This is a genomic window from Serratia sp. 2723, from assembly GCF_050434425.1.
Classification (GTDB): domain Bacteria; phylum Pseudomonadota; class Gammaproteobacteria; order Enterobacterales; family Enterobacteriaceae; genus Chania.
This window is the reverse complement of the sequence record NZ_JBNDIN010000001.1, coordinates 77,532-103,804: the sequence shown is the minus strand read 5'-3', so window position 1 is coordinate 103,804 and position 26,273 is coordinate 77,532. Positions and strand designations below refer to the sequence as shown.

The following is a 26,273-nucleotide window of genomic DNA, read 5'->3' as shown; positions in this document are numbered from 1 at the left end:
GAGGGGACATAACGTGGATTACAGAATTTCCAACAGCTCGACATCAAACACCAGCGCGCTGAATGGCGGGATGGATGCGCCCGCACCACGCTCGCCATAGGCCAGGTTGTGAGGGATATACAGCTGCCACTTGGAGCCAACCGGCATCAGTGTCAGGGCTTCGATCCAGCCAGGGATCACGCCGCTGACCGGGAACTCAGCCGGTTGACCACGTTCAACGGAGCTGTCGAACACGTCACCGTTGATCAGACGGCCGGTGTAATGCACACGCACGCGATCCTGACGAGATGGGATAGGGCCATTGCCCTGCTCCAGCACGGAGAACTGCAGGCCAGACTCGGTCAGCGTCACTTCATCACGCTTGGCGTTATCTTCCAGGAACTTCTGGCCTTCAACGGCCATCGCCTGCTGACGCTCAAGACGCACAGCATCCGCACGTTCGTGGATTTCACGCAGCGCACGATGGACCACATCTACCGGAACCGCCGGGGCATTCCCTTCCAGCGCGTCACGCAGGCCAGCCAGCAGAGCTTCTGGTTGTAAACCTTGCAGGCCGGACTCTTGCAGTTGCTGACCGACCTGTAAACCAATCCCGTAACTTGCTTGCGCTTCAACGCTATCAAAAGAAGGGGTTGTCATGGGGTTTTCCTTTAGTCTGTAAAAAGTCGAAAGCGCAGCATAACAGCGCGGCAAAGCCGGGTAAAATCTTGTGTGGAGAATGATGACTTTTGTCGTAGAAAAAGAAACAATAACCAGCTGTTAACCTTTGCTGTCATGATTCTCTCGGCTCCCCATCACTTCAAACGGTTAGCGATATCAGACCCGGTACGGCCCAAGGCCGGCATCGTAGTGCCACGGTACAGCGACTATTCGCCCCTCAAGGTGCACAAGTGCACTGCGGCTTGAAATCCATAGGGTATACTGGGGTCAGCGGTACACTTTTTGTAAAGTGACAATTTTACGCAGTTGAAGAGAGGTCACCATGGGCAGAATCGCGCCCAGGAGAAGGAAAACCACCCGTGTCTACCAGCCATTGCTGCGCACCTGGCTGAACCTGAGCCAACGCCTGAAGCCTGGCCCGGTACCGGAAACGCCAGCAACCACCGATGAGCCGGACTCACCACCGCCACAACAGAGCGGCAAGGGGCCAAGGCTCAAAGCGTTGTTGCTGAAAATATGGCACCTGCCGGACAGCCTCCACTGGATGGAACCTCTGCCCTATTTTCACCGCCGTTGGGTGATTATTTTTGGTGCTATCCTGCTACTGTCGCTGCTTTGGCCGTATTCCGACGATAACGCGCGGCCATTCCCGGTCACCAGCCAGGAAAACCAGATACCCTTGCAGGCTCAGTTACAAAACGATGGCCAGCAAACGGCAGGCGAAAGCGATAGCTGGCAGCGTTATCAGATCCAGGCTGGCCAAACTCTGGCGCAGCTGTTCCGTGACAACAACCTGCCGGTGAACGAGGTGTTTGCCATGGCGCGAGTTGAAGGGAACGACAAGCCGCTCAGCAATCTGAAGGCCGGGCAAGAAGTGCGTATCGAACGTAATGCAAACGGTGTGATCACCGCGCTCTCAGTCACCACCGTGGATAACAGTGAAGCCCTGTTCCGCCGCCAGAGCGATGGCAGCTACCTGCGCATTCGCTAATCTTTAAGCTGATCCAGCAAAAAATCACGCAGTACAACCCCCTGGTTGTGCTGTGTGTCCTTGCTGCCATACAGCAGGGTCAACGGCTCACCTTGCTTTAACAACGCCACCAGCGGCTGCCAGGCCTCATTGGCGACCAGCTGTTGGCGATAGAGTGCAACAAACTCATCCCACTGGTCGGTATGCTGATGAAACCACTGGCGTAGCGCCGTATCCGGTGCCACCTGCTTAAGCCAGATGACGCCCTGCAACCTCTCCTTGCTCACACCGCGCGGCCAAAGTCGATCGGTCAGATAGCAGTGGTCCGGTGCCGGGCCGCTGAAATCGTAGACTCGCTGTAAGATAATTTCTGCCATTCTCGCCTCTCCCCGCCAACGGATGGCCTCAGAGTAACGCGTTTTACCCGGCGCTGAAAAGCAAAACGCCAGCACTAGGCTGGCGTTTTAACTTGGTGTACCAAAGCCGATTAAGCTTCAGCAACCACAACTACATTCAGCTGTGCGAACACGTCGCTGTGTACCTGGAAGTGCACTTCGTGCTCACCAGTGGTACGCAGAACGCCATTCGGCAGACGAACTTCGCTCTTGGCAACTTCAACGCCTGCCGCAGTAACTGCGTCAGCGATGTCGCGGGTGCCGATAGAGCCGAACAGTTTACCTTCGTCGCCTGATTTAGACGCGATGGTTACTGTTGCCAGTTCGTTGATCTTGGTTGCGCGAGCTTCAGCTGCAGCCAGAACGTCAGCCAGTTTGGCTTCCAGTTCAGCACGGCGTGCTTCGAAGAACTCGACGTTTTTCTTGGTAGCAGGAACAGCTTTGCCCTGTGGTACCAGGAAGTTACGGGCATAACCCGCTTTAACGTTAACTTGATCACCCAGGCTGCCCAGGTTTGCTACTTTATCAAGCAGAATAACTTGCATTACCTTATCCTCTCAAAGTCGTTAATGGACAGTGGCCGATTACTGATGACGATCAGTGTACGGCAACAAAGACAGGTAGCGCGCGCGCTTGATAGCACGGGCCAGCTGGCGCTGATATTTTGCACGAGTACCGGTGATACGGCTCGGGACAATTTTACCACTTTCAGTGATGTAGTTTTTCAGCGTAGCGATGTCTTTATAGTCAATCTCTTGAACGCCTTCCGCGGTGAAACGGCAGAACTTGCGACGACGGAAATAACGTGCCATTTGGCTAGTCTCCAGAATCTATCAATTCAATCTGCTCGGCATGCAGGACCAATTTGTTCAGCCCGTTGCGCCCTTGATGGCAGCTAACGAAGCCTTGAACGGTAACCTGACTGCCGACCGTTAATCTTTGAGTTAAAGCTTGTGACTGTTGTCCGCTGACAACCACGGGCATTCGGCACCATGCTTGCCTGCTGAATCCGGCTTCCATCTGCGACGATCGGTGCTCAAGCACAAATTGGCAGTGGGGTATCCCGGAAGGACTCACTTTTCGCACCGGCGTCTTGCACACTGTGCCAGACAACACCAGACGATTAGCCGTCACGACAGCAATTACTCTTCAGAATCCCCAGCATCTGCATCATCTGCGGTTTCGTTAGCGAAGTCTTCGCGGCGATCGCCACGACGTTCATCTTTCGCTTTAACCATCGGAGATGCTTCAGTTACCGCGTGCTTAACGCGCATAACCATGCTACGGATAACGGCGTCGTTGAAGCGGAAGTTAGTTTCCAGCTCATCGATCGCTTCCTGCGGAGCTTCAACGTTCAGCAGAACGTAGTGGGCTTTGTGCAGTTTATTGATCGGGTAAGCCAGCTGACGGCGGCCCCAGTCTTCCAGACGGTGAATCTGACCTTGCGCGTTAGTGATGGTAGCACTGTAACGCTCGATCATGCCCGGAACCTGTTCGCTTTGGTCAGGATGGACCATAAAAACGATTTCGTAATGACGCATCGAATTGCTCCTTACGGATTATTCAGCCTCCTGTCAGGGTCAACCGCGGCCCATGGAAGCAAGGAACGTGTATGTGTGTGCGGCTGAAAAATGACGCGTAATCATACCGGCGCAAGGGGGGGAACTCAAGGACTGAGTGGGATTTATTGAGGTTTATGCGTAAGGCCGCGAGAAATAGCACGATTTGCTGGCAGAGAAAGCGATGTATGCCGATCCCTAGGTTTTAAAAATCCTGCAACAAAATCATCAGCCCATGGGAAATCGTTATCATTTTTTGAATAAGGTCATCCCCCTTTTTTTGGTAATGGCTCCAAAATAGTGTTGTACCCAGCACAACGCACGTTCTCTGACCGGGATCAGCCACCACCACGGCCTGACCCAGCGCCAGATGCTGGAACGGCTGCTCATCGAACCCGATGAGGCCCTGTGCAAGCACCTCGAGGGCGACGACTTCCGGCGCTATATCGATATGGGGGTAGCATGAACATCACCTTCACACCCCAACCGATCCCGGAGTTGACGATCGACGGCGGCATGCTGGCCGGGCTGGGTTTTACCCCCGGCACACCGTTACAGCTCACGCTCCGGCCCGATGGCCTGTGGATCACCCCCGTCACCGATGCGGCCACCTGGAAGCACTGTGCGAAGCCAGCCAGCAGCGGCAGGATTTAGGGGCGGATTGGGTACGGCAGAACGGTGAGCGGATCATCGCCGGAGGCTGGATCATAGAGTCCGGGATCACCGATGTGGCACAACTGGAGATCACCGCCGCACCCGGAGTGATCCGGTTGCAACGGCGGGAAGTTGAGGGATTTCTGGCGTAGAAGCAGTAACCCCGGCCAAGGCCGGGGTTACTGCTTTAATTCAGAAGATCCGTCGATACATTGCCAGTATCAAAGAACTCTTTAAAGGTCCTGACAACAAGATCAAAGTCCTTTGTTACCTGTCTTGCTGACCAATAATCTCCTAGGATTAAAATATTTTCATCCGGCTGTGTTAAATCGGAAAGTGTCATAACTTCATCATCTTCATTCAAAAAAGTAACCAAATAGAAGCCTTTTTCCATTCTCACTTGAATTTCCGAGATTAAGTAATCTTCGTCATCTAATTTATCCAATGTTACACAACCACTAAATGATCGAAGATTATTTAGTACGCTACTCACTTCATCCCAACAATGAAATTCCTTAGCCCCACCTTTTTGCAAGATAGACCATGAGAGCTGCAACTTACTCATCTTTAGCTCCTTTTATACGGAATTTTTTCGTACCAGCTTCCCAATATAAAGTCCTACCAGTATCTTCTTCAAAAATTGTTAGCGACTTAAGCCCTGATTTCGCAGCCATAGCTTTTACGTCACTAAGGCAATAAGAACAAACTGGTTCCCCTTTCACGGACATGAGCATATCTTTGCCGTTAGTCATCCCTTTCTCATAGGCTTGCTGGATAACACCTATTTCTGCATGAGCGGTTCCCATGTTTCCATTAGGCGGGCTTTTACTAGGATCTTTGGCAATCTTAGCTTGAACAACATCATTGATGAGAGTCGGTTTATTAAAATCGGCTAACTGTGAAGGCCTTGCTCCCTGGTTAGTATCACTGAATTTATTACCATCAACATTACCTTTCGCAACGACCTTCACATTCGCATCTACAATCTTGCCAAGTTGTTTCGCCGCTGCCGCACCAAGTACCGGAGTGACCGAAGCAACAATAATATCGGCTCCCTGCTTCAACTCGGTATAATCTTTCGCTGTAGCGTAATCAACCCCTTTCGTGGTCATAAAGAAGTTGATCATTGCGTCTTGGATCTGCTGCTGATTCTGCGCATCAACACTGGTGATATTCAGCAGGTTTACTATCTGGCCGTAAGCATCCGAGTATTGCTGGCTCGCTTTCGAGTTGTAGTTACCAAGGCCCTCATACCCTTCTTTCGCCTCGATAGCCTTCAGTCTTGCTCCCGCGCAAGCCGAACTCCCGGCATTTCCGTTACTACAGGCATCGATCACTTCCTTGTCGCTGGCGATATCCTTTTCACGCAGTTCATTAACTTTCTGCTGGGCCTGCTCACGCTCTGCCGGGTCTTTGCTGTTCTGGAGTTTCTGCTTCGCCAGCTCAAGCTCTGTCTTTTCAGACACGCTCAGATAGTTATTCTCCACAACAACTTTATCCTGTGCGGAGTCAGCCAGCGAACAGCATTTTTCCTAGCACACTCAGCAGCTTACAACCGCTTTCTCCCTGTGCATTCTGGCCCGGGCAACTTTTTGCCCAGACGCGCTTTTTCAGCCCGTTACGCCATTTTCCCCAACGCTGTTAAAGAGCAACCAACCGCAACATCATAACAGCGCTTTTCACCCATGCCACCTCCGCTGTCGGGGTTTGTGACGGTGGCCGGGCAGTGGGCAGCGTCTTTTGGCTGCCCACTGCCTGGACGCCTGCCGGGTGTGGGCTGGCGAGGCCCACTAGTGACGGAACGGCACTCTGGAACGCGGAAGGGGGAGGGAACGCAGGATTTGGGGGCGGACTGGGTACGGGAGAACGGCGAGCTGATCATCGCCGGAGACTGGATCATCGAGTCCGGGATCACCGATGTGGCACAACTGGAGATCACCGCTGCGCCCGGGGTGATCCGGTTGCAGCGCCGGGAAGATGGGGGATTTCAGGCGTAGAAGCAAAGCTCCCGGCCAGTTGGCCGGGAGCTTTTCAGCTCATTTTTTTATATATATGCTTCAACCACTCTTCAGAAGAAGACCATTCATTAGGGTAATAATAGCTACAATCAATTTTGTTAAGTAGGATGTCCTGTAATTCTTCATCTGATAGAGAAAGTGCCAGCAGATAATCTATTTCAGATTTCATCTGCAACCGCTCCTCCGCAGTCTCGGTAGCTTTGTAAGCAGCCAATGTTTCATCCGCATTACCAAACAGCACCTCAAAATCCTGGTTAAAGTAACACCTCAGCAGATATGACAAAGAAGGATACTTTTCTTTAATACTCATGGTGTTGGATACCCAGTAATGATTTTATACCCATCAGGCATTGAAGGATCTCTTCCAATGATAATTCTGGCATTTGTGGCTGGTACAGCACTTGTAGCCCCGCGAGTAACACTAATACCAATAGCAGTAGAAGATTGATAATCAAGTTCCAGGTAACCCTTTTGGCTACCAGATAAATAACTCTGGATCTTCGACTGATTGCTATCAATAACTTTGCTTGTCACAGCTTCTGCTGTAGCTCTATCAGTAAAGTTTGGGACCGATACCCCGGTCAGGGTGGCCGTTGAGCCGGGGCAGTTGATCATCCGCGTCGTTACGCAGTAACAGGGAGGTTCATCATGGCCAAGACCAACGCACAACGTCAGGCCGAGTACCGCGCACGCCGTCGCCGCGACGGGGTGAGCACACGCCTGAACATCGAGGTGAGCCTCGTCGCCCATTTTGCGCTTGAACGACTGGCGCACCATCACGGCCTGACCCAGCGCCAGATGCTGGAACAGCTGATCACAGGCCCCCATGAGGCCCTGTGCAAGAGCCTCGAGGGCGACGACTTCCGGCGCTATATCGATATGGGGGCAGCATGAACATCACCTTCACACCCCAACCGATCCCGGAGCTGACGATCGACGGCGGCATGCTGGCCGGGCTTGGTTTTACCCCCGGCACACCGTTACAGCTCACGCTGCGGCCCGACGGCCTGTGGATCACCCTCGTCACCGATGCGGAACAACTGGATCACACCGCCGCACCCGGTGTGATCCGGTTGCAGCGGCGGGAAGTGGCAGTATTTTGAGTTTAGGAGCCCCCCGACGACATGTCGGGGGCTATGAACTAACGGATCTTAAATAACCAAAGGATAAAACCTGCAATAAATCCTAACCCAGCCATTTTCAGGTAGATATGTATATTAGTTTTTATGAACTCTATAATACCTTCCCCTCCACTAACCCAATAACCAAGAACATGAAAAATTAAGCTCATAAAAAAAAGCATAAGAGAAAATGCACAGGAAAGATAAATCATTACGAACCTTGATTCATTTCGCATCATTATTTCCCCCTGTATTCTTTAAATAACCATCAACTCCTTTATTAAAGGATTCTAAAGCAGAAGAACCGCCAATGTTACCGGCAACAGAGGGAACCGAACTCAGTGGTGCTGGCTTGGTTATGGTCCACACTCCTGTTGACACCCACTCGTACTGTTTTGATACCGGATTAAGCACCTTATCAAAAGGTACTTTTAGAATGTTACCAGCAACATACCCCACTGATGCACCAGTTTTACCCACTATCGCCCCCATAAACGGATCATCACCTTTCATCTCGGCTTGGTAATAACCACCGGCTGCATTCCATGTCACTGTTGGGTTATACCCCTTACCCGCAGTAATTGCTCCAATCACTCCAGAGCCGATCACGTCAGAGAGTTTCACTTCACCAGTCGTGCCGTATTGAATACCAGCATTAACTCCAGCAGATACACCTACCACAATTAACTGCTCTTTACCTTTAGTAACAGCATTCGTGAGAATAGCTTTCCCCCCCATCACCGCAACCGGCCATGATGTCGGATCGCTGATAACGGATAATATTCGATCACCCTGCGTAATATTGTCTTGCAGGAATTTAAGATCAGCGCCATTGAGATAATTCACCAACGCAGCAGCATCTGGATCTTTCAGCTTTTCATCCAGCCGAATTTGTGACGGATGTGCGTCATTAGCGACATTGGTCGCCCCTTGAATAAGCTCTTCCCATGTAACACAGCGAACACCACCACCGGAACAGGCATCAACCAGTTCTTTGCTGTTTTTGTTACTGATTTCGATATATTTCTCAACAACGGACTTGCAGTCACCACCAGATGCTTTACAGTCGGATAGCTCTTTATCAAGTGCTCTGGCTTCTGTACTACTCAAGAAGTTATTCTCCACAACAACTTTATCCTGTGCGGAGTCAGCCAGCGAACAGCATTTTTCCTAGCACACTCAGCAGCTTACAACCGCTTTTTCCCTGTGCATTCTGGCCCGGGCAACTTTTTCCCCAGACGCGCTTTTTCAGCCCGTTACGCCATTTTCCCCAACGCTGTTAAAGAGCAACCAACCGCAACATCATAACAGCGCTTTTCACCCATGCCACCTCCGCTGTCGGGGTTTGTGACGGTGGCCGGGCAGTGGGCAGCGTCTTTTGGCTGCCCACTGCCTGGACGCCTGCCGGGTGTGGGCTGGCGAGGCCCACTAGTGACGGAACGGCACTCTGGAACGCGGAAGGGGGAGGGAACGCAGGATGTGCATGCCAGCACCGAACCGGGGTGGGAGGCGTTGGCTGGCGAGACGGTAAGGAGTGACACGCTGCTTCACCGCGTGGCACGACCCGGCGCAGACAGACCACGCCTGGGCGGGCATCAACGCTTTTAGCGGAGGCCCTGTGGGCCGACCTCCACTGTGGGGTTGGCCGAGCGTTTGCACCCAACCCGACGCCGCCAGGGACGGCGGCCCCACCCCACAGCCCAACGCGGGGCGCACGACATAATGCAGATTATCCGCATACGGACCGCTTATCGTCGGTCAGGTTGCCTTGGTGGCTCGCCGGGGCGGACTGGGTGCGAGATAACGGTGAGTTGATCATCGGCGGCGACTGGATCATCGAGTCCGGGATCACCGATGTGGAACAGATGGAGATCACCGCCGCACCCGGGGTGATCCGGTTGCGGCGGCGGGAAGATGGGGGATTTAAGATTTGAGAGCAACCACCTCGGCCATCGGTCGAGGTGGTTCATTAAAACGGAGAAAATAAAATACTCTTATTATCGCGATCAGCCTGATCTATTAGTGCAACCACAGATAATAGGTAATCATGAACATCTTGCTCTGATGATTCATCTTTCATCAGGTTATTAATCTCCTTACGAAGATCTGCAAGTTGCTCATCACTAAAAAGCTCCATGTCACAGTTAGATAACTCAGATAACAATGGGTATTTACAGTGATCGTTCCTGATTAAAAAACTTTCATTTCCCGGAAAGTCTTCCAATGAGGCAATGCTTTCACCAATAACTTTATCCCATAAGTAAACAATAAACATATAGTTACCTCACCACCGTCTTACCCGGGAACGTATTAACCAAATTACCTTTCTTATCAGTGATGACCGTCATAATTGACGTTGGCATACTGTTGTTCATTGCATCAACACCAATATTTTTCCCCATATCCACAGTACGAATATAATTACCAGTAGATGGTGAGTATTGCACCGGTGTCTTCACAACAGTATCTGACTGCAAGACCGTTTTCAGCTCATCCTTCGTCATTGTGAAGTGTGATTTATTAGCTCCCCATTCACCGCCGTGTTTCTTCCAGGCGTATTCAAGCCCTGAGGCTGTCGAACCATCACCATTTCTGAGGTTGACCCTGGACTGAACGATCGAGCCTTTCCAGACTTCCTTCGCGGTATTGGCCACCGCAGCTTCAGCTTTTGCCGCCGTCGCCTCTGCCGCTGTCTTACCGATACCTACCGCACCGCCAGCGCCAACACCGCCCGGCACAATGGCTTCCGACATCTGGATACCGACATTATTCAGGCACAACACCACACTACCCGCACACGCCTGTATCGCGGCTTTTGCAGCCGCTGCTATTTCAGGTGTAGCCGCTGCCAGTAAACCACCACCCAGACCCGCCGGAAGCGCCACCATCAGCGCATCATTCATCGCCAGCCCTTTTTGGCAGGATGCAGAGCTTGGGTCAGTGCTGCAAGACGCAATATTCTTGCCATGCTCCTGCACGAACTTGGTCTGAGTCTCTTCATTACCACCCAGCAAGTTATTCTCCACCGCATTTTTGCCCGTTTGGGCGGCAGTTACCGCACCCGCAGTATCGCCTGTAGACAGGCCACCTGCAAGTCCTGCCGCCAGTTGGCTCAATGCACTCACCTGCTGCCTCTCGCTTTCACTCAACTGCTCTAGCTTCTTGTCCGGGAACAGCTGGCCTGCGATAAATCGCGCCGCCAGTTCCGCCCCACCAGCCCCTAGCCCACCGGCTACCGCCGATTGGTGGTTAAGTTGTGCGGTCACCGCACCCAGTACCGCATGTGCCATCGCATTGGCCGCGACATCCACCTTGCCGGTCAGCGGATTGGTGGTCAGTTTCTTGATTTCCGTCGCCAGATACGGTGACACGCCACTGGCCAGCGCCCCGGCCAGGTTGTTACCTGCCAGTGCCGTCAGCGCCCCCGTCACCGCCTGTGCCGCTTTCTGCAGGTCGCTGCCGGTGCCGTACTGTTTCATGGCATTGTCATACGCCCGCTGCATCACGTCCGCGTCGCTGACCGGTTTGCCTTTCGCATCAATCTCCAACTGCTCTCGGGCCTGCGCCAGTGCAGCCGGATCTTTCTGCGCCTTCAACCCGGCGATGTCTCCTTGAGTGCGGATAACATCCATCGCCTGACCGCCAATTTCCCCGATAAGCTGTGCCTGCTTGAGCCGGTTCTGTTCCTTCTCTTTATCAAAGATCGGACTGATGCTGCCGTCGTTGGCATGGTCGGTATCTCGATTCAGCTCCGCCACATCCTGCTGTTGCTTGTCTGTATCCCGGACTATCAGCGTACCTTCACTGACGCCGGCTTTTGTCGTGCCCTCGGCATGCCCGCTATTGTTGGCACCCGACAGCATGCCACCGGCCATGTTAGTCAGCAGGTCCTTGCCCACCGGTCCGCCGGTGCTGAGGCTGCCACCGCTGTGCTCGGCCGAGTAATCGGCCTGATTGTGGATATCACTCCAGCCCAGGGTGCCGGTATCGAGACGGTTTTTCTCCTTGTCCGCCGTGCTTGCGATAACAGCACCATCGAGCTGGGTATGCTCCTGGACCTTGACGTCATACCCGCCTTTGCCCGCAAACAGCCCGGTCTGCTCCTTCACCGAGTCGAAGTTGCTGTGCAGTTTGTCCTGACTGGCGCTCACGTTGGCCGAACCGGTCATCGAACCGAAGGTGAAGCTGCCGCCCGCACTGACGTTCTGCTGTTTGGCGTCATAACGGTCGCTGTCCTGTTGGCTGGTGAGCGTCAGGTCACGGCCTACATCAACAGTGATTTTTTCCCCGCTCGCCTGTGCACCTTTCAATGTGGTATCCCGGCCGCTGCTCAGGCTGAGATGGTTGCCTGCATCCAGCGTGGTTTCGGTATGGGTCAGGCCGTTGCCGTTTTCATGTCCCTTGCCGGTATTGACCCCGGCCGAGACGCTGATACCGTAACCGCCCGAACCGACACCAATACCCACGCCGACGTTACCGCCTTTGCTGCTGTTCTTGCCAACGGTACTTTCGGTGTTCTGCGCAGACTGCAGGGTAATGTCCCGCGCTGCATCAAGCGACAAATCTTTGCCCGCTTTCAGCTGGCTGCCAGCAATGGTGATGTCGCCACTTTGCGCAGTATTGTTCTTACCGGTCGCGGTTATCGACAGGTTTTGCCCGGCGTTGAGCGAGCTACCCTGCGACTGACGACTGTCGGTGCGGGTTTCGCTCTTCGACGACTGGCTGCCATAGGAGGCACTGATGCCCACTGTGTTGGTAGCGCCTTGCGCGGCTTTTGGGTCATCTGCACTCAAACCTGCAGCAGCGTTTTTCGCCTCCGCCGAGGCGGTCAGGGCATTATCCCGCTCCCAGGCCTGCGCGGCCTGCACACCGGACAGCGCCGCCTTGGTGTTTTGCAGGGCATTGAGGCGCCCATCGCCTTCTTTCCTCGCCTGCTGTGCCGAGCTGACGGCGGTGTTGAGTGCGCTGCCCACGCTGCCCGACAGCGCCACACTCAGACCGCTCTGCTTCTGCTCGTAGGTCTCCGTGCGGGTGCGCTGGTCGTAGCCGGGGTCGATGGTCACGCTGTCGCCGGTCAGGTTCAGGTCCTTGCCTGCAACGAGGTCGGCACCGCCAATATGCAACTGGTTGCCCGCCGTGATAGTGACGTTGCCCTGGCTGCTGCCGACGGTACTGACGCTCTGGCTTTGGGTAGTGGCTTTCTCGTCGACTTCATGTTTGCTCGACTGCTTGCCTATCGTAAAGCCGATGCCACCACTGCCCAGCAGGCCGCTTTTTTTCTTCTCTTCCAGCAGATAGTGGGACTCAGTTTCGGTGGCTGCACCTATATCGACGTTATGGCCGGCCTGCAGGGTCACGTCCCGGTCGGCGGCAATGGCCGACCCGGTTACCGTCAGGTCATTGCCTGCAGTGACGCTGACGCTGTCCCCACTGAGCAGGGTACCTTTCTCACGCGTGAGGCGGTCGTCGGTCACGGTGTGGTTGCTGCTCTTGTTCAGGAAGCCTTTTTTCTCCGAACGTTCTTCACTGTAGCGCGACTCTCGCTCGGTAGCCGTATTGAGGGTCACATCGTTTTTTGCCTGGAGCGCGATGCCACCCTGTTCGCTGTGCAGGGTGCTACCGGTGACCGTCACGTCCCCCTCACGCCCAATGACCGTCACACCTTGCTGACCACTGAAGGTGCTGCCCGTACTGATTTCACGTTCGGTTACCTCTTCGCGGTGGTTACGGGTCTTACCCTGCTGTTTGTCTTCGCTGTCCTGGTCGAGCGTGTGGGTACGTGCGTCCTTAATGGTCACGTCCTGCGCGCTGACGCCAATACGGCCTTCGGAGCTGTCTACCTGCGCACCTTCGGCCAACAGGCGATTACCCGCCACCAGAGTCACGCCCTGGTCGCCGCCGAGGGTGCTGAGCGTCAGGCGATCCTCCTGGCGGTCGTTGCCGACCGATGAGGTACGGCTGTTGGCGTCCAGGTGAGAGGTGTTGGTGGTAGTCTCGGCCCTGATGTTGATATCGCCTCCGGCCTGCACACGGGTGTTGCCGGAAGCCTTGGCCTGGCTGCCCACGAGCGTGACGTCCCGCCCGGCATTGAGCGTGAGGTTGCCTCCAGCGTTAAGCTCACTACCCTGTGCTTGCTGCCATTCCCCGCTAACGTGCGCCATCCGCTCGCCGGCCTCTTCCATGCCACCGCGGGTACGGTTACCCAGAGAGCCCGAGATAACCTCAAGGTCGGCAGTATGACTGCTTTTCGCGGCAGTGATGGTCAGGTCATTGCGCGCGCTCAGGCTGAGAGCGTCCGTGGCATTGAGTTTCGCCCCTGTGAGCGTAATATCAGTACCACTGAGACGGATGTCGTCGGCACTCATCGTCGCCTGGCGCAGCGCATCCTGCAGATTGGTGCTCAGGGTCAGGCGGTCGGCCTGCACATCAATGCTGCCAGCCTTGATATCGCCGCCCTGATGCAGGAACTGCCCGGCGTCGACCGACAAGGCCTTGTCGGCAAACAGGTTGCCGGCATTGACGATACTGCCCGCCGAGAGTTGCAGGTCGCCACCGCCAATCACCGCGCCATCACCGGTCAGGCGCAGCGTGGTCTGCGCCAGGTATACCTTCGGTACCCACACCGTTTGTGGGCCGTCGGCGGTATCGACCGTTTCGCTGACCAGCCAAACGATATCCTGTTGCAACGCGGCAATCTGCTCAGGGGTCAAAGCCACGCCCGGCACCAGGTGGAAGTCCTGTGCAACTTTAGTGCCGTTGTTCATCAGTTGCTGATACTGCGTCATCGCATCCCACCCTTTGACGGACGGTTTGCCGGTAAGCGCCAGCACCTGCTCGCGCACCAGGCGCTGCTCGTAAAAACCGTCTCCCAGGCGCTTATGGGCTTGCGCGGGGTCATACCCTACGCGCTCGAGCATATAGTCGCTGCTGATAAAGTTGTCGCGGCGGGTAAAGCGCTCATCAGTCACTACCAGGAACGGGCTGCCAGCCGCCGTGTGCTGGCTGAACAGGCCGTTATTGGGAATGGTGGTGGCCACATTCCCCAGATGTTGCAGAGCCGTCAACGCCAGCTCCGACGGCAACAGTGGGCGTCCCAGCGGTGAGGTCGACGTGGTGCCGGGTTGCGTCATCTGTCCGCCCGGTGCCAGCGTCATGTCGCCGTCAGGTCGGGCTGCCCCCTCCACCACGAAGGCCAGCGGGTTGCGTTCCAGTTCGGCGCGTTCGGCATCCACGGCGTTTAATGCCGCCTCTAGCTGGCTGACTTGCGCCTGATTGACCGTGGTGTTGGTGATGTTGGCTCCGTTGATGGTGACCGTGCCGTTGCCGGTGATAACACCGTCAACGGTAGTCAGAGCCGTGGTCTCGTCTCGGTTGAATGTCGGATACCAGTGGGACTCATCCCTGTCGTAGTGGTCAACGATGAACTCCTGGCGCCGCTCATTGACCGAATAGCCCCGGTTGTCCACACTACCACCGCCGTCCTGCGTCAGGTTACCGTTGGTCGTGATGACGCTGGCGTCATTGAGCAACAATCCTGTGATACGCAACACCATATTGCCGCCCGCTAGAATACGAGCCCCAACGCCTTCGGAGATCAGTTTGTCTGCGGTCACCGTGCCGGTCACCGTGCGCTCACGCAGATTGTTGTAGTCACTCACAAACGGAGCCGAGGCAATATCCAGAAACTTCTCAGGATCCCACACAACGGCTTGCCCGATATCATGCTCCCGGCGGAAAGAGTTTTGATAAGGGGTTGGGATAACGTCCTGGTTCCACCCCCGTACGTCGTAAAACGTCATGGCATAGCTACCATCGGCGTTAGGTTTGAGCGCCAGATAGTTGACCCACAGGTTGGTCAGTTGCCCGGTATGGTCTTTCACTCGTACTTCCGCCCGCTTGGCAGCCGCGTCAATGTTCAGCAATGTACCGTACGGATTGCTCTCAGCGGCCGCCTCATCACGGAAGGTCAGTTGTTGAGTATTCGGTGCCATAGTGCTGACATCGGTATTGACGTCTTCACCGTAAGAGCGCCAGTAATAGTTGTAGCGGTGCCATTTGTAGTCGCTCTTCTCGGCGTCGCGCTCAATCACCAGCCCTTCGCGCAGGTTGTTCAGACGACGGGCCTCGACCGTGGCGTCGCCGTCCGCCTCAATAAAGCTTGCCCGGTTCTCAATCAGGTCATCACTGTACAGTGACAGGCGGTCGCCGCTGTAGAGCAGCGCACCATCCCGATTGGTCAGGCGCTCACCGGTCTGCAGTATCAGGCTCTGGGTTGCCGCCATCACCGCTGACTGCCCGTGGTTGTCGATAACGCGTCCGCGCACGGTGATATCATCCCCCATCAGCGCAGCAGCACTATCCAAGGTGTCGACGTTGAGTGTCATGACGTCCGCTTCAATACGCCCGGTGTTTTGCAACGCGCCGGTCGTCAATTGCAGCGTTTTGCCTGCAAGGGTGGCCGGGTTGGTGATGCTGGCCGCATTGAGAATAAGATTGCCTGGCAGCAGCCAGTCCACCAGATTGCTAAAGACGCCGCTCAGGGAGAACGTCACCGTGCCGTTGCTGCTGACCGTTTCACCTGCATTGCGGGTGTAGTCCTGCTGCGCGGACAGCGTCAGCGCCTGCAACCCCAGCAGGGTACCGTTCTGGTTGTCCAGAGTGTGTGTATTCAGGGTCAAGGCGCCGGCACTCTCCAGTCGCCCGCCCTGATTGAGCAATGCCAGCGGCGAGTCGGTGGGGGAGCGCCCGGTGTTGATGTCGATATTGCCGTTAGCCAGGATACGCCCCTGGCGGTTATCCAATGTGGTGACATCCGTGAAGGTAAGGGAGTCCGCACTTTGCAACCGGCCGGCCGTGTTATCGATGTTGCGGGCGGTGATGCTGGTACGGGCAGTGCCCAGTATCAGGCCGCCATCGCGGTTGTTCAGGTGGTCAGTCTGTACGTCAAGCTCCGCCTGGCTGCTAAGCGTGCCTTGGCCGCTGTTGTCGAGCGCACCGGCCTTGAGTGTCATCCCCTGGGTCGCCACCAGTTGCCCGCCCTGGTTGTTCACCTGCACAGCATCAAGCGTGAGCGCTGCGCCGCTGTGCACCTTGCCCTGCTGGTTGTTGAGCGTGTCGATACGGTAGACACCCGAGCCCTGACTGATGAGCGTACCCTCGGCATTATCCAGCTGCGCGGTGGTCATCGTGATGCCACCGAGGCTGCTGAACACGCCCTGACGGTTATCGATACCGGCCGCTGACACCTGCTGCCCGCCATTGCTGCGCACTGCGCCGCCGGCATTATCCAACAGGCCAAGAATGTGCAGTGCCATCTGTTGCTGGCCGTCTATCGTCCCGCCAGCATTGTTCAGCGTTTGTGCGTTAAGCGTCAGCGCGTCACCGCCCTGTATTTTCCCACCACGGTTATCCAGCCCGCCATTCAGGTCTAGCCGCAATTGCTTTTGACTATACAACTGACCAGCCTGGGTATTATCTAAACTGAGGGCGGCGATATTCAGTGACTCACCGGCCAGCCACTGGCCGCTGGCGCTATTTATGTGACCAGCGCGCGCACCGTCGTCGGCACCCTGAGCAACCAGTTGCCCCTGCGTCGAGACCTTGCCATTGCTATTATCGATACCCTGTTTGATGCGCAGTACCAGGTTTTGAGCCGACTGCAGTGTCCCCCAGGCGTTACCCAGCCAGTCTGCCGCAAGCGTCATCGCCTGCTGGCTTTGCACGCTGCCTTCCGCGTTGTCAAAACCGCCGCTGACGGCCTGCCAGCCGCCCTGACTCCCCATCCAGCCTTGCGCATTGGAAATATCCTGCGCCTGCAAACGCTGAGACAGCCTGCTGAAAATACGGCCCTGACTGTTATCCAGTTTGCCGGTGAATTGCATGTCCAGGCTGTCAAGCCCATTAATGGTACCCTGGGTATTTCGCAGGCTGGCGGCACGTACCTGTGTGCGACCATTGCCGGTCAAGGTACCGTTTTGGTTGTCCCAGCCCCCCGACAGATTCAGAGAAAGCGCCTGCCCAGCAAGCACCACACCCGATACGCGGTTGGTCAGTTGCCCGCCCTGCAGAGACAAGGCACCACCGCTTTGCAGCGCCCCGCCGTCGTTGTCAAACAGGCTGGCAGCACCGCCCTTGATGTTGAGAGCCTGTTGAGTAGTCAGCTTGCCAGTTCGGTTGAGAATATCGCCCGCAGCGTCAAGGCGAAGGTCACCGCCGGACTGCAGCCGACCACCGGTATTGTCGAGGGTATGCGCGGTAGCGGTCACCTGATGGCCACCTTGGGTAGTACCACTGCGGTTGTCCCAGTCACCGTCGGTATACACGGAGAGGGTGTTTCCTGCTTCCAACCAGCCTGCCGTGTTGACCAGTCCCTGTTGCGCTGTCAGGCCCAGGTTTTGTCGGGCAACCACTTTCCCCTGAGTGTTATCCATCTGCTGTACCGTCAGCGTAAGCGACTCGCCGCTGATTTCACCCTCGCGGTTACCCAAGCCTTCCGCGCTGGTCAGGGTCAACTGTTGCCCCCCCAGTATCTTGCCAGCCTCGTTGTTTACATCCCGCGCCGCCAGGGTCGTTTGCCCCTTCCCTTGCACCGTACCACGACGGTTATTCAGTACGCCTGTGGTGCGCACCGTCAGTGCCTCACCGGCACCCAGCAGACCCTGCGTATTATCCAGCCCCTGACGGGCATTCAGGTCAAGCCGCTGCTGGCCAATGACCTTGCCCTGCGTGTTGTCGAGACGGTCAGTATTCACTGTCAGCACCGCGGCGCTGATTTCGCCGCCGCGGTTGGTGGTGTTGCCCGTAGCATTCAGGGCTAACTGCTGACCGGATAGCAGTTTGCCATCGTCGTTGTTGACGGCGTTCGCCGTTGCCGTGACCGATGTTTCGCCTTGCGCCGTGCCGCCACGGTTATCCCAGTCGCCAGTACGCACATCCAGCGCCTTGCCAGCCCCGATAAGGCCACGCTGGTTGTCCAACCGGCTTGCCGTCAGGTTGAGGTTGTCCTGGCTGATGACCTGCCCCTGCACATTATCCAACTGCTGCACCGCCAGTCGCACGTTGCCAGCGTTCAGGGTACCTGACCGATTATTCAGGTCACCGCCCGCCTCAAGCGTCAGGGCCTGGCCAGCCAGCAGGTTACCCCCGGCATTGGTGACCGACCCGCCAGCATGAATCGCCAGCCCCGCCTGTGTTTTTACCGTGCCGTCCTGGTTGTCGAGACGGCCGACGTCAAGCCTAAGGTCGCCATTACTGCCTACCATCCCCCCGGCATTGTCGAACAGGCCGCCAACCCTCCAGTATTGCGCCGCGTTATCGAGCGCCACCAGGCGACCGCGCTGATTGGCAAGCTGGCCCACCGTCAGCGCCAGGCGCTGTGCCTCAATGGCACCGTCGCGGTTATCAAGCTCACCTGTCAACGTGAAGCGGCTCTCGCCGCTACCGGTCTGTGACCAGGTAGCCTGCTGATTGAACAGGTTACCGGCATCGACCTCCCATCGCCCGGCCTTGACCTGCGCCTGCTGCGCATCCACATCACCGCCCGTGTTCACGACAAGCTCGCCGCTGTCGACGGTCGACTGACGCAGTGCCACACCCCCTTCCTGGGCTCTCAGCGTGGCCCGGCCAGCTGCCACCTTCGCACCACTGATATCCACCCGGCGTCCGGTCGCGCTGACGTCCTTTTTGCTCAGCAAGCTGCCGCTGGCACGAATGTCACCCTGGCTGTCAAGGTGCAGACTGGCGTCACGCACAACCTGGCTGTTGACATCGCTGCCCGCCAGCAGGTGGCCGCTGCTCTGTATGCCGCGCGCAGCGCTCAGGCGCACATCCCCGGCCGCCGCCAGGGTGCCGGACTGCGCCAACACCCCCTCTCGACTCTGTACGGTAAGCTGACCGCCGCTGTGCAATTTGCCGTGCGTCTCGATGTCGCCTTTCGCCGCCAGGCTGATATCGCCACCAGCCTGTGTGGAGGCGTCTTGTGCATCAGACTGCCAACTGAGCCGGCCTTCACTGCTCACGGTCAGCGTCTTGCCAGCCTGTACCTGTCCGTTTTGGTTGCGCACACCGACGCCAGCCTCGGTCCCTATCATACGGATACTGCCGCTGTACATGCCGCCCATCTGGCCCATATCGATGGCAAGCACTGGTTTGGCGCTGCCGTCATCCTCAAGCGGCGTCACTGTTTTACCGTCCGCACTCACGCGATTGCGGCCGGCCACCACTGTCACCCCTTCTTTGGCCCAGACTCCAGCGTTGACTTCCACCGCGCGCGCCAGAATATCAACGTATTCGGTATCATGACGGGCATCGCCGTTGAGTCCGCCACCGTCTATACGCACCACGCCGCGCTCAACTTGGTAGCCCGCCACACTGCCATCGGCATTCAGCTGTGCCTTGCCAGTGGTCAGCGTCATACGTCCGGCATTGATGGTGCCGCAGCCATCGCACACAATCCCGGCCGGGTTGGCCACAATCACCTGTGCCTTGCCGCCAGCCACTTCCATAAAGCCCCGCAGCTGACTGGGGTTATTGCTATTGACTTCGTTCAGGATGACGCGAGCCGGTGCCGCATTGGGATTGAGGTTAGGGTTGCCCTGGATCATCCCGGCCATTTGGGTCGACGTCATCACGGCCGAATTGTTGAGGATGGCACCTTTGGCATCGACGTCGAACTGCTGATACTGATTATGCGAGACCCCGGCCTGATTGGGCGCGGTGATATTGACCTGGGGTAACCCGTTTTGGGTGGCAATGACCTCCGGTCGTTGGGAAGGGGGAGCCCCACCGTCCGCCACAATACCCCCGGCAATCACCGGCCCGGCAAACATTGCCAGCCCTAGCAGCCACACGGCACGACGGACGGTCACCCATACACGGTTCCCGTCCGTTATCCCCGAGCCGCAGCGCTGTCCTGGCTCGGTACTGCAACTGCGGGCCAGTTCGGACACCACCCGCAGTTCCCCGTGGGTGCGGCTGAAGATAAGGCGATAGCAATGTTTGTTCATGGGTCACGTCCGTGTATTCAGGTCAGTATCAGTAAAGCGGTCAGTCTGGCGACAGTTGATATTCAGATTTCCAGGTTCACGCTGAAACCCGCGGTGGCTCCCGAAGTGTGGAACCCCGCAGGCTTGTAAAGCGGCATACCGGCAAACAGGTCATAGCTGAATCGTCCCCACAGTGCGCCGCGTACACCGAGCGCACTGCCCGCCAACTGATGGCCAACCAGGTGGCGGGTACTCGGCCCGTCTACCCGACCGTAGTCGGCAGCCAGGTACAGCTCGTGCCCGCGAGAAAAGACATTCCAGGCGATTTCGTTACGCCAGAGCAAGCCTTTTTCGCCAGACAGCATTTGTTCGCCGTCAAAGCCGCGCACCGTGTAACGCCCGGCGATGGCCATCCGCTCCTGCGGCGTCAGCGCGTTCGCGCTCCACTGGCCCCGCACGCTGGTATAAACCCGCCAGGGTTGCTCGCCCCAGGTGAACGGCTGGTTGATGCCCAGATCGCCGAGCAGCATGCCGGTTCGCGCACTGCCCTCATGACGGGACTCTTCCGGGGCCGGCAGGGCATTGAACGCGCCGGTACCGCGACGCCAGTTGATATTGGCATCCAACGTGGTGGTACCGAAGTAGCTGCGCTGATTTAGCCCCACCTCCCAGCCGGCAATGCGCCGTTTTTGCGACACGATATCAATGCCGTCCACGGCGTTGGTGGAGTGCTTACGGTAGCCGCGCAGGTTGAGCGTGGTCTTGTGCGACTGGTCACGGTACAACAAGCGGGAGACGGTCAACTGGATATTGTCGCTCTTGCCACTGTAACTCAGCACCTCGTTGGCATTGGGGATATTCTGATGGTAGGTGTAGTCGTTGTAGTTGGCCGAAAAAGCCCAGTATCCCACCGGGAAAAAGTAGTTCAGGGTATGTGAACGGTTGCCGAACGGTCCGTGCTGAAACAGATCCTTGCCGATGTTGGCATAGAACAGGTCATTCTGCGCAAAGGGGGCATCCAGGGCCAGGGTGGCCGAACCGAGATAACGCCCGGTACTTTTTGAACCGCTGTCATCCAAACCCAGACTGAGGCGCACCGGTCGCCCCTCGTGCCAGTTGATCTGCAGGTCACTGGTGGCTTCCTGCGCACCGGGCACGATTTTAATGTCGGCAACGGCGCTGGGGACTCGCCTGAAGTTTTCCAACCCCTGCTCGATATCGCGCAGATTAAGAATATCCCCGCGTGAGGCAGGGATGGCATTCCACAGCCGTCCACGCCAGGAGACCGGTTCATCAAAACGGATCTCGCCAATACGCCCGGGTTGCAGCGTGAGCGTCAGTATGCCCTGGGTCAGATCCTGCTCCTGTGCCATCACCCGCGTCGTGACATAGCCCTTGGCCAGCAGGGCGTTTTGCACCTTGTTGATGGCAAGCACGATACCCTGGCCGCCCAGGCAGCGGCCTTTGGCATCCGCAGCGGCATCCAGCGCCCACTGGAAGCGCTCGGTCGACTCCCCAACCAGAGTTAGCCGGTTGATGGTGAAACAGGGGCGTTCATCAGTGGGGTAATCGGGCAGCGCAACCTCGGGACGAGAAAGACGCGCGTCGGCCTGCGGGGCATTTTGGCTTTGCAGGGCGCGTTCACGCTCCTGCTGTCGCTGCTGTTCGCGGGCATCAAGGGCGGAAGCCGCCTTTTCGGGGGCATCGGATGATGTGGCAGCCATAATCGGAAAAGCGCCGACTAACAAAAAACCGGCGAAAACAGGCGCTACTGCTTTTAACAGACACCCGTGCGGGAGAAAAGTCTTTTTCATGAAAATCCATTTTCAGAAAGTAAAAAAAATGTAACTTTTGTAACATTATCCACTCAAAAGCTCAAACGCAAGCAAATTTTATAACATTAACAGCCATACCTTGCCCCCTCCCTCGGGGGCTTTTTACAGTGAATCCTGGAAGAAAGCGGCGGTAGCGTTCAACGCGCCAGGAGTAATGCGATGGCGTACTTCCGCTTCAGTGAGGTAGGTCAACCTCCGATCCAGGCCGCGCTGACGTAACTCACCGGCCAAGCGCTCACTCTGCTCCGCTGGCACCACATCATCGGTTTCACCATGCCATAACAGCAGTGGCCGCCCAGCAAAACTCTCCCAATGATGTTCAACCTCATAAGCGGCCAAGGGCGCAAGACGTGCCTTGAGCGCGGACTGCTCCAACGGTTGGCCCTGCGCATCCAATGGCGGATACAACGTCTGCGCCAGTGAAGTGAAGTAGCCTGACCCCATCAGGCTGGCGGCTGCTTTCACCCAAGGATAACGGATAAAGGCACCCAAAGTGGTCATGCCCCCCATCGAAGCGCCCGCCACGCCAATGCGATCCCCGGCAATCAACCCACGCTGCTCATAGTGCATCTTGAGCGCGGGCAATTCATCGACGTTACTTTTGAGGATTTCCCAGAAATGCGCCAACCGTCGTGCTTCATCACCATCAAACCGCTCACCGTGCATCGCACAATCGGGCAGCACCACCCGGAAACCGGCTTTGGCCAGCGCATAGGCAAAATAGGCGTACACCTCTTTCGATGAGGTATAACCGTGATAGAAGAAGATCGTGGGTAACGACTGCTCATAGCGCCCGACCGGCACCGCATGGATCACCGCAACGTCACCCACCCGCTCATCATGGATCTCGATCATGTGTTCCCCCTGTAGCCAATCTTCTCTATGATGACAAACATCGGCCCGAAACCGTAGTTCAACCCGTTCTACTCTATGCGAAACAGTAATGAGGCCAGCATGAATCTTTCCCGTACGTTGATCACCCTATTGCTGGTTGGTTTACTATCCGGCTGCAGCGTATTTAAAACCACGCCCAAACCCCCACCACCGCCTACCGCCCAGGCACAAGAGATCACCCGCGCCCAAACCACCGAGTTGGAGAAGATGGGAACGATCAGCGCACTGGTGCATGGCAGCCCGATGAACGTGGAAGCCGAGATCCAGCGCAAAGCTGACGCTAGCGGGGCACGCTATTACATGATCATCATGAACAGCGAAACCATCGTGCCTGGCCAGTGGTATTCACAGGCGATACTTTATCGGTAACGCTGGTTCTGAGGTAGAAGTAAAAACGGGTGCCTGAATAGGCACCCGTGATAGGGGGTCCGCAATTACTCTTTGATTACCGGCCCATTTACTTCACCGTTATTGGTGTATCTCCCCGTCAGGTTCAGTTTCACACCGTCCAGGCCGGTGATTATCGCGCCACTCCGGTTGGTTAAATTCTGGCTGTTGATCGTAGTGACCTTGTCGGACGATAATAGACCACCGTTGGTCAACGCCCCGCTGACGCGCATATCCAACCCTTCACTACCGTGGACTACACCGCTGTTGTTAAAGGCTGAAGCCAGTTCTACGCTAATGCTACCTGTTGAATGGATCGCGCCATTGCCATTTTCCAACCGGTTCGCCAGCAGCGACAGATGAGCCACACTTGAAATGGTGCCGCGGTTGTTATCCACGTTGCCAGTATACTTCATATCCAGGTTGCCGCCGCTGGCAGCAATCAGACCCTGGCTGCTGTACAACCGATTACCAGTCAAGCTCAGATCGCCCGCGCTGACAATGCCACCCCAGGTATCTTCCGGCATCTCGATATACACCCCCATCACCCGACCAAAATTCGCACTATTACGGTTATAGAGAGTCGCCGCCGTTATTTCTGCCGTATTCTTGGCAAAAATCAGACCCTGATCATTGCGCAATGTGTCGGTTTGCACATAAACTTCCCCGCCCCACAACATGCCCGCATTGTTGTTGACCGAGCTGGCGTTCACCTCCGTACGCCCCGTCACGCTACGGATCACGCCATAGTTGTTATTAAGGGCATTTTTGATGCTAATGTCATTGCCCTTTTCCGTGGTTAACCCACCCGTGCGGTTATCCAGGCTGTTTGCTTGCAGCAACAGTTTATCACCGCTAACATTGCCATCCCGGTTGTCCATAGCGTTGATATTAGTGAGGTTGACACCCCCCATTGAAGAGATCTGGCCACTCCCGTTGAGCAGGTTACTGCCGTTGGTGTTTACGTTCAGCATCTTGTTCGCTTGCAGACTACCGGTTCTATTGGTCAGTAGACCACTGTTGATGTCCAACGTCCCAGCAGCTTCAATCAAACCGTTGGTGTTATTGAGCGCAGTTTTGTTTGTAGCCAGCTTAAAATCGTTACCCGCACTCATTTTGCCGTTAGCGGTATTGTTCAACGTACCGCTGGTAGACAGATTGACGTGACGTTGAGCCGCTATTTCGCCGCCACGGTTATCAAGCGTGCCGCCAACGGCCATCGACAGATCGGACAACGAAGAACCAATGGCAAAAATTTGCCCATTACGGTTATCCAGCGCACCGCTGACGATAGTGGCGTTACCACTGGTGGTGATCACGCCATTGTTATTGTTCAATTGACCCGTTTTCAGGGTCATCCCCATGGCGCTGTGTATGCCGGTTTCTTTATTGCGGCCAGTATTGGTCAGCAACTGCCCATTGGTATCGATAGTGACCTGTGCAATGGCTTGCACCATACCGTTAGTGTTGTTCAGTTGCCCGCTATTGATGCTCACAGAGCCGATGGATTCAATTTTCCCGTTGGTATTGGTAAGGCGGTTTTTATTGGTATTGATGATGACACCACCGTTGCTGGTGATTTGCCCGTTGGTATTATCAATAGTGCCTGCGGTGTTCAATTTGTTGGCACGTTCGGCAAATAAGTTCCCTGAACGGTTTTCCAGCACACCATTAACATCCATCACCAGGTCTGAGGTCAAAGCCGCGACGGTACCGGCATTACGAACGCCCACTCCTCTTTCTGTACCCACCAGGGTGATCTTGCCGGCATACATCCCGCCCAAAGCAGCAACGTCAATCCCGAAGCGAGGTCTGCCCAACGCCGATGCCAGCGCAGTCGCTTGGGTATTATCCGCATTGACGTTATTACGGCCAGTGGTCACTTTTAAATCCTTGGCCCAGACACCGGCATTAATCGCCACCGAGCGAGCAATCAGATCGGTATAATTACTGTCGCCGCTTTTTAGGCCATCGCCATTAATAACAATGGTGCCCTTCTCCGTTTTATATCCCTGTATAGCGCCATCGGCAAGCTGGGCAGTACCGGTGGTCAGCGTTGCTCTGCCGGCATTAATAAAGCCGCAACCGCTACAGGTAATACCTGCCGGGTTGGCAATAATCACCTGAGCCTGCTGGCCTGCTACTTCCACCATGCCATTTAACACGCTGGCCCGATTAGAGTTGACCTCATTAAGGATCACCGAGGCTGCCCCGCCGCTTAAATTCGCATTACCCGCGAGGCTCCCCGCCAGTTGGCTATTCGCCCCGTCAACGCTGTTATTCAACACAACACCGTTTTTATCAACGTTGAACTGGTTGAAGATATTATGTGAAACACCTCCTTTGCCCGCGGCGTTGATATTTACCACGGTCGACCCATTCGCCCCGGCATTAACTGCAGGGCTAGATGCCTGCCCGGCATCGGCAACAATAGCCGCATTAGCCACAGAGACGCAGCCAAAAGCCAACAGCCCGGCAAAGTAGAGTGGCGAAAGATTCATTCGCAAAGATGCATTGTTCTTTTCTTTACGCGTCGACAAATCGGTCGTGGACGAGTGATTACTATATATCATGCTGTTAATTCCTTTTACACAATCGGAAAGCCAGTGGACTGACCAAAATAAGCCGCGATAGAAATAAGGTATTACTTAAAAAATAATAACCGCAGATTGGCATTCGGGAGCTGTGCTTAACCCCCATTACATTAAAATGTAGCATACAACCCGTTACGCACTCAGCCAATTATTCAAATAGAGCAAAAAAATAGGTGGTATCCACGAAATAATCAAGAATTATC

Annotated in this window: 21 protein-coding genes and 2 pseudogenes; 7 read left to right on the top strand and 16 right to left on the bottom strand. The window is 55.8% G+C overall.

Annotation, left to right across the window (positions count from 1 at the left end; genetic code table 11):
• Positions 1-18: 18 nt before the first annotated feature.
• Positions 19-639, bottom strand: a complete 621-nt coding sequence (locus tag ABIE29_RS00485) for a peptidylprolyl isomerase (protein WP_021179017.1) — start codon at positions 637-639, stop codon at positions 19-21.
• 343 nt (positions 640-982) lie between these two features.
• Between ABIE29_RS00485 and ABIE29_RS00480 the strand changes: the two genes are divergently transcribed.
• On the top strand, positions 983-1,651 hold the full coding sequence (locus tag ABIE29_RS00480; protein WP_429616241.1) for an OapA family protein: 669 nt from the start codon (positions 983-985) through the stop codon (positions 1,649-1,651).
• Here ABIE29_RS00480 and ABIE29_RS00475 read toward each other — a convergent pair.
• From ABIE29_RS00475 to rpsF, 5 genes are all read right to left on the bottom strand, one after another.
• Positions 1,648-2,007, bottom strand: a complete 360-nt coding sequence (locus ABIE29_RS00475; protein ID WP_429616240.1) for a DUF488 domain-containing protein — start codon at positions 2,005-2,007, stop codon at positions 1,648-1,650. The genes ABIE29_RS00480 and ABIE29_RS00475 overlap by 4 nt on opposite strands.
• 110 nt (positions 2,008-2,117) lie before the next feature.
• A complete protein-coding gene (rplI, locus tag ABIE29_RS00470; protein ID WP_248946928.1) occupies positions 2,118-2,570 on the bottom strand; it encodes a 50S ribosomal protein L9 in 453 nt (150 codons plus the stop codon).
• A 39-nt stretch (positions 2,571-2,609) separates the two neighbouring features.
• Positions 2,610-2,837, bottom strand: a complete 228-nt coding sequence (gene rpsR, locus ABIE29_RS00465; protein WP_000135199.1) for a 30S ribosomal protein S18 — start codon at positions 2,835-2,837, stop codon at positions 2,610-2,612.
• A gap of 4 nt (positions 2,838-2,841) precedes the next feature.
• Positions 2,842-3,159 (bottom strand): primosomal replication protein N, encoded by a 318-nt coding sequence (gene priB / locus ABIE29_RS00460; protein ID WP_065684090.1) that lies wholly within the window; start codon positions 3,157-3,159, stop codon positions 2,842-2,844.
• A gap of 8 nt (positions 3,160-3,167) precedes the next feature.
• A complete protein-coding gene (rpsF, locus tag ABIE29_RS00455; protein ID WP_004933634.1) occupies positions 3,168-3,566 on the bottom strand; it encodes a 30S ribosomal protein S6 in 399 nt (132 codons plus the stop codon).
• A 480-nt stretch (positions 3,567-4,046) separates the two neighbouring features.
• Between rpsF and ABIE29_RS00450 the strand changes: the two are divergent.
• A pseudogene (locus ABIE29_RS00450) lies at positions 4,047-4,390 on the top strand (hypothetical protein).
• A gap of 35 nt (positions 4,391-4,425) precedes the next feature.
• Here ABIE29_RS00450 and ABIE29_RS00445 read toward each other — a convergent pair.
• Both ABIE29_RS00445 and ABIE29_RS00440 read right to left on the bottom strand, forming a co-directional pair.
• Positions 4,426-4,803, bottom strand: a complete 378-nt coding sequence (locus ABIE29_RS00445) for a DUF6911 family protein (protein ID WP_429616238.1) — start codon at positions 4,801-4,803, stop codon at positions 4,426-4,428.
• A pseudogene (locus ABIE29_RS00440) lies at positions 4,796-5,734 on the bottom strand (cytidine deaminase-like fold-containing protein); the annotation flags it as partial. The pseudogene ABIE29_RS00440 and the gene ABIE29_RS00445, both read right to left, overlap by 8 nt.
• A 345-nt stretch (positions 5,735-6,079) precedes the next feature.
• Here ABIE29_RS00440 and ABIE29_RS00435 point away from each other — a divergent pair.
• On the top strand, positions 6,080-6,235 hold the full coding sequence (locus ABIE29_RS00435; protein ID WP_429616237.1) for a hypothetical protein: 156 nt from the start codon (positions 6,080-6,082) through the stop codon (positions 6,233-6,235).
• Between the two features lie 34 nt (positions 6,236-6,269).
• Here ABIE29_RS00435 and ABIE29_RS00430 read toward each other — a convergent pair whose 3' ends face one another.
• Entirely contained in the window at positions 6,270-6,566 is a 297-nt protein-coding gene (locus ABIE29_RS00430; protein WP_313856306.1) for a contact-dependent growth inhibition system immunity protein, read from the bottom strand.
• Positions 6,563-6,871, bottom strand: a complete 309-nt coding sequence (locus ABIE29_RS00425) for an RNase A-like domain-containing protein (RefSeq protein WP_429616236.1) — start codon at positions 6,869-6,871, stop codon at positions 6,563-6,565. Before ABIE29_RS00425 ends, ABIE29_RS00430 begins: the two co-directional genes overlap by 4 nt.
• A 33-nt stretch (positions 6,872-6,904) precedes the next feature.
• On the opposite strand from ABIE29_RS00425, the gene ABIE29_RS00420 reads away from it, so the two are divergent.
• Entirely contained in the window at positions 6,905-7,150 is a 246-nt protein-coding gene (locus tag ABIE29_RS00420) for a hypothetical protein (RefSeq protein ID WP_429616235.1), read from the top strand.
• Positions 7,147-7,359, top strand: a complete 213-nt coding sequence (locus ABIE29_RS00415) for a hypothetical protein (RefSeq protein ID WP_429616234.1) — start codon at positions 7,147-7,149, stop codon at positions 7,357-7,359. Before ABIE29_RS00420 ends, ABIE29_RS00415 begins: the two co-directional genes overlap by 4 nt.
• Positions 7,360-7,602: 243 nt before the next feature.
• Here the strand turns inward: ABIE29_RS00415 and ABIE29_RS00410 are convergent, their stop codons facing one another.
• A complete protein-coding gene (locus ABIE29_RS00410; protein ID WP_429616233.1) occupies positions 7,603-8,502 on the bottom strand; it encodes a hypothetical protein in 900 nt (299 codons plus the stop codon).
• Between the two features lie 668 nt (positions 8,503-9,170).
• Between ABIE29_RS00410 and ABIE29_RS00405 the strand changes: the two genes are divergently transcribed.
• A complete protein-coding gene (locus ABIE29_RS00405; RefSeq protein ID WP_429616232.1) occupies positions 9,171-9,311 on the top strand; it encodes a hypothetical protein in 141 nt (46 codons plus the stop codon).
• Positions 9,312-9,346: 35 nt separating this feature from the next.
• On the opposite strand, the gene ABIE29_RS00400 is transcribed toward ABIE29_RS00405, so the two are convergent.
• The 4 genes from ABIE29_RS00400 to yjfP form a co-directional block, all read right to left on the bottom strand.
• Positions 9,347-9,652, bottom strand: a complete 306-nt coding sequence (locus ABIE29_RS00400) for a hypothetical protein (RefSeq protein ID WP_429616231.1) — start codon at positions 9,650-9,652, stop codon at positions 9,347-9,349.
• Positions 9,653-9,656: 4 nt separating this feature from the next.
• Positions 9,657-20,381, bottom strand: a complete 10,725-nt coding sequence (locus ABIE29_RS00395; RefSeq protein WP_429616229.1) for a hemagglutinin repeat-containing protein — start codon at positions 20,379-20,381, stop codon at positions 9,657-9,659.
• Positions 20,382-20,443: 62 nt separating this feature from the next.
• Positions 20,444-22,084: a ShlB/FhaC/HecB family hemolysin secretion/activation protein gene (locus ABIE29_RS00390; protein ID WP_429616228.1), complete on the bottom strand. Its 1,641-nt coding sequence runs from the start codon at positions 22,082-22,084 to the stop codon at positions 20,444-20,446.
• A gap of 213 nt (positions 22,085-22,297) precedes the next feature.
• Complete coding sequence (yjfP, locus tag ABIE29_RS00385) at positions 22,298-23,050, bottom strand: esterase (RefSeq protein ID WP_429616226.1); 753 nt, start codon at positions 23,048-23,050, stop codon at positions 22,298-22,300.
• A 99-nt stretch (positions 23,051-23,149) separates the two neighbouring features.
• On the opposite strand from yjfP, the gene bsmA reads away from it, so the two are divergent.
• On the top strand, positions 23,150-23,458 hold the full coding sequence (gene bsmA, locus ABIE29_RS00380; protein ID WP_429616224.1) for a biofilm peroxide resistance protein BsmA: 309 nt from the start codon (positions 23,150-23,152) through the stop codon (positions 23,456-23,458).
• A gap of 65 nt (positions 23,459-23,523) precedes the next feature.
• On the opposite strand, the gene ABIE29_RS00375 is transcribed toward bsmA, so the two are convergent.
• Entirely contained in the window at positions 23,524-26,049 is a 2,526-nt protein-coding gene (locus ABIE29_RS00375; protein ID WP_429616223.1) for a filamentous hemagglutinin N-terminal domain-containing protein, read from the bottom strand.
• Positions 26,050-26,273 lie beyond the last annotated feature (224 nt).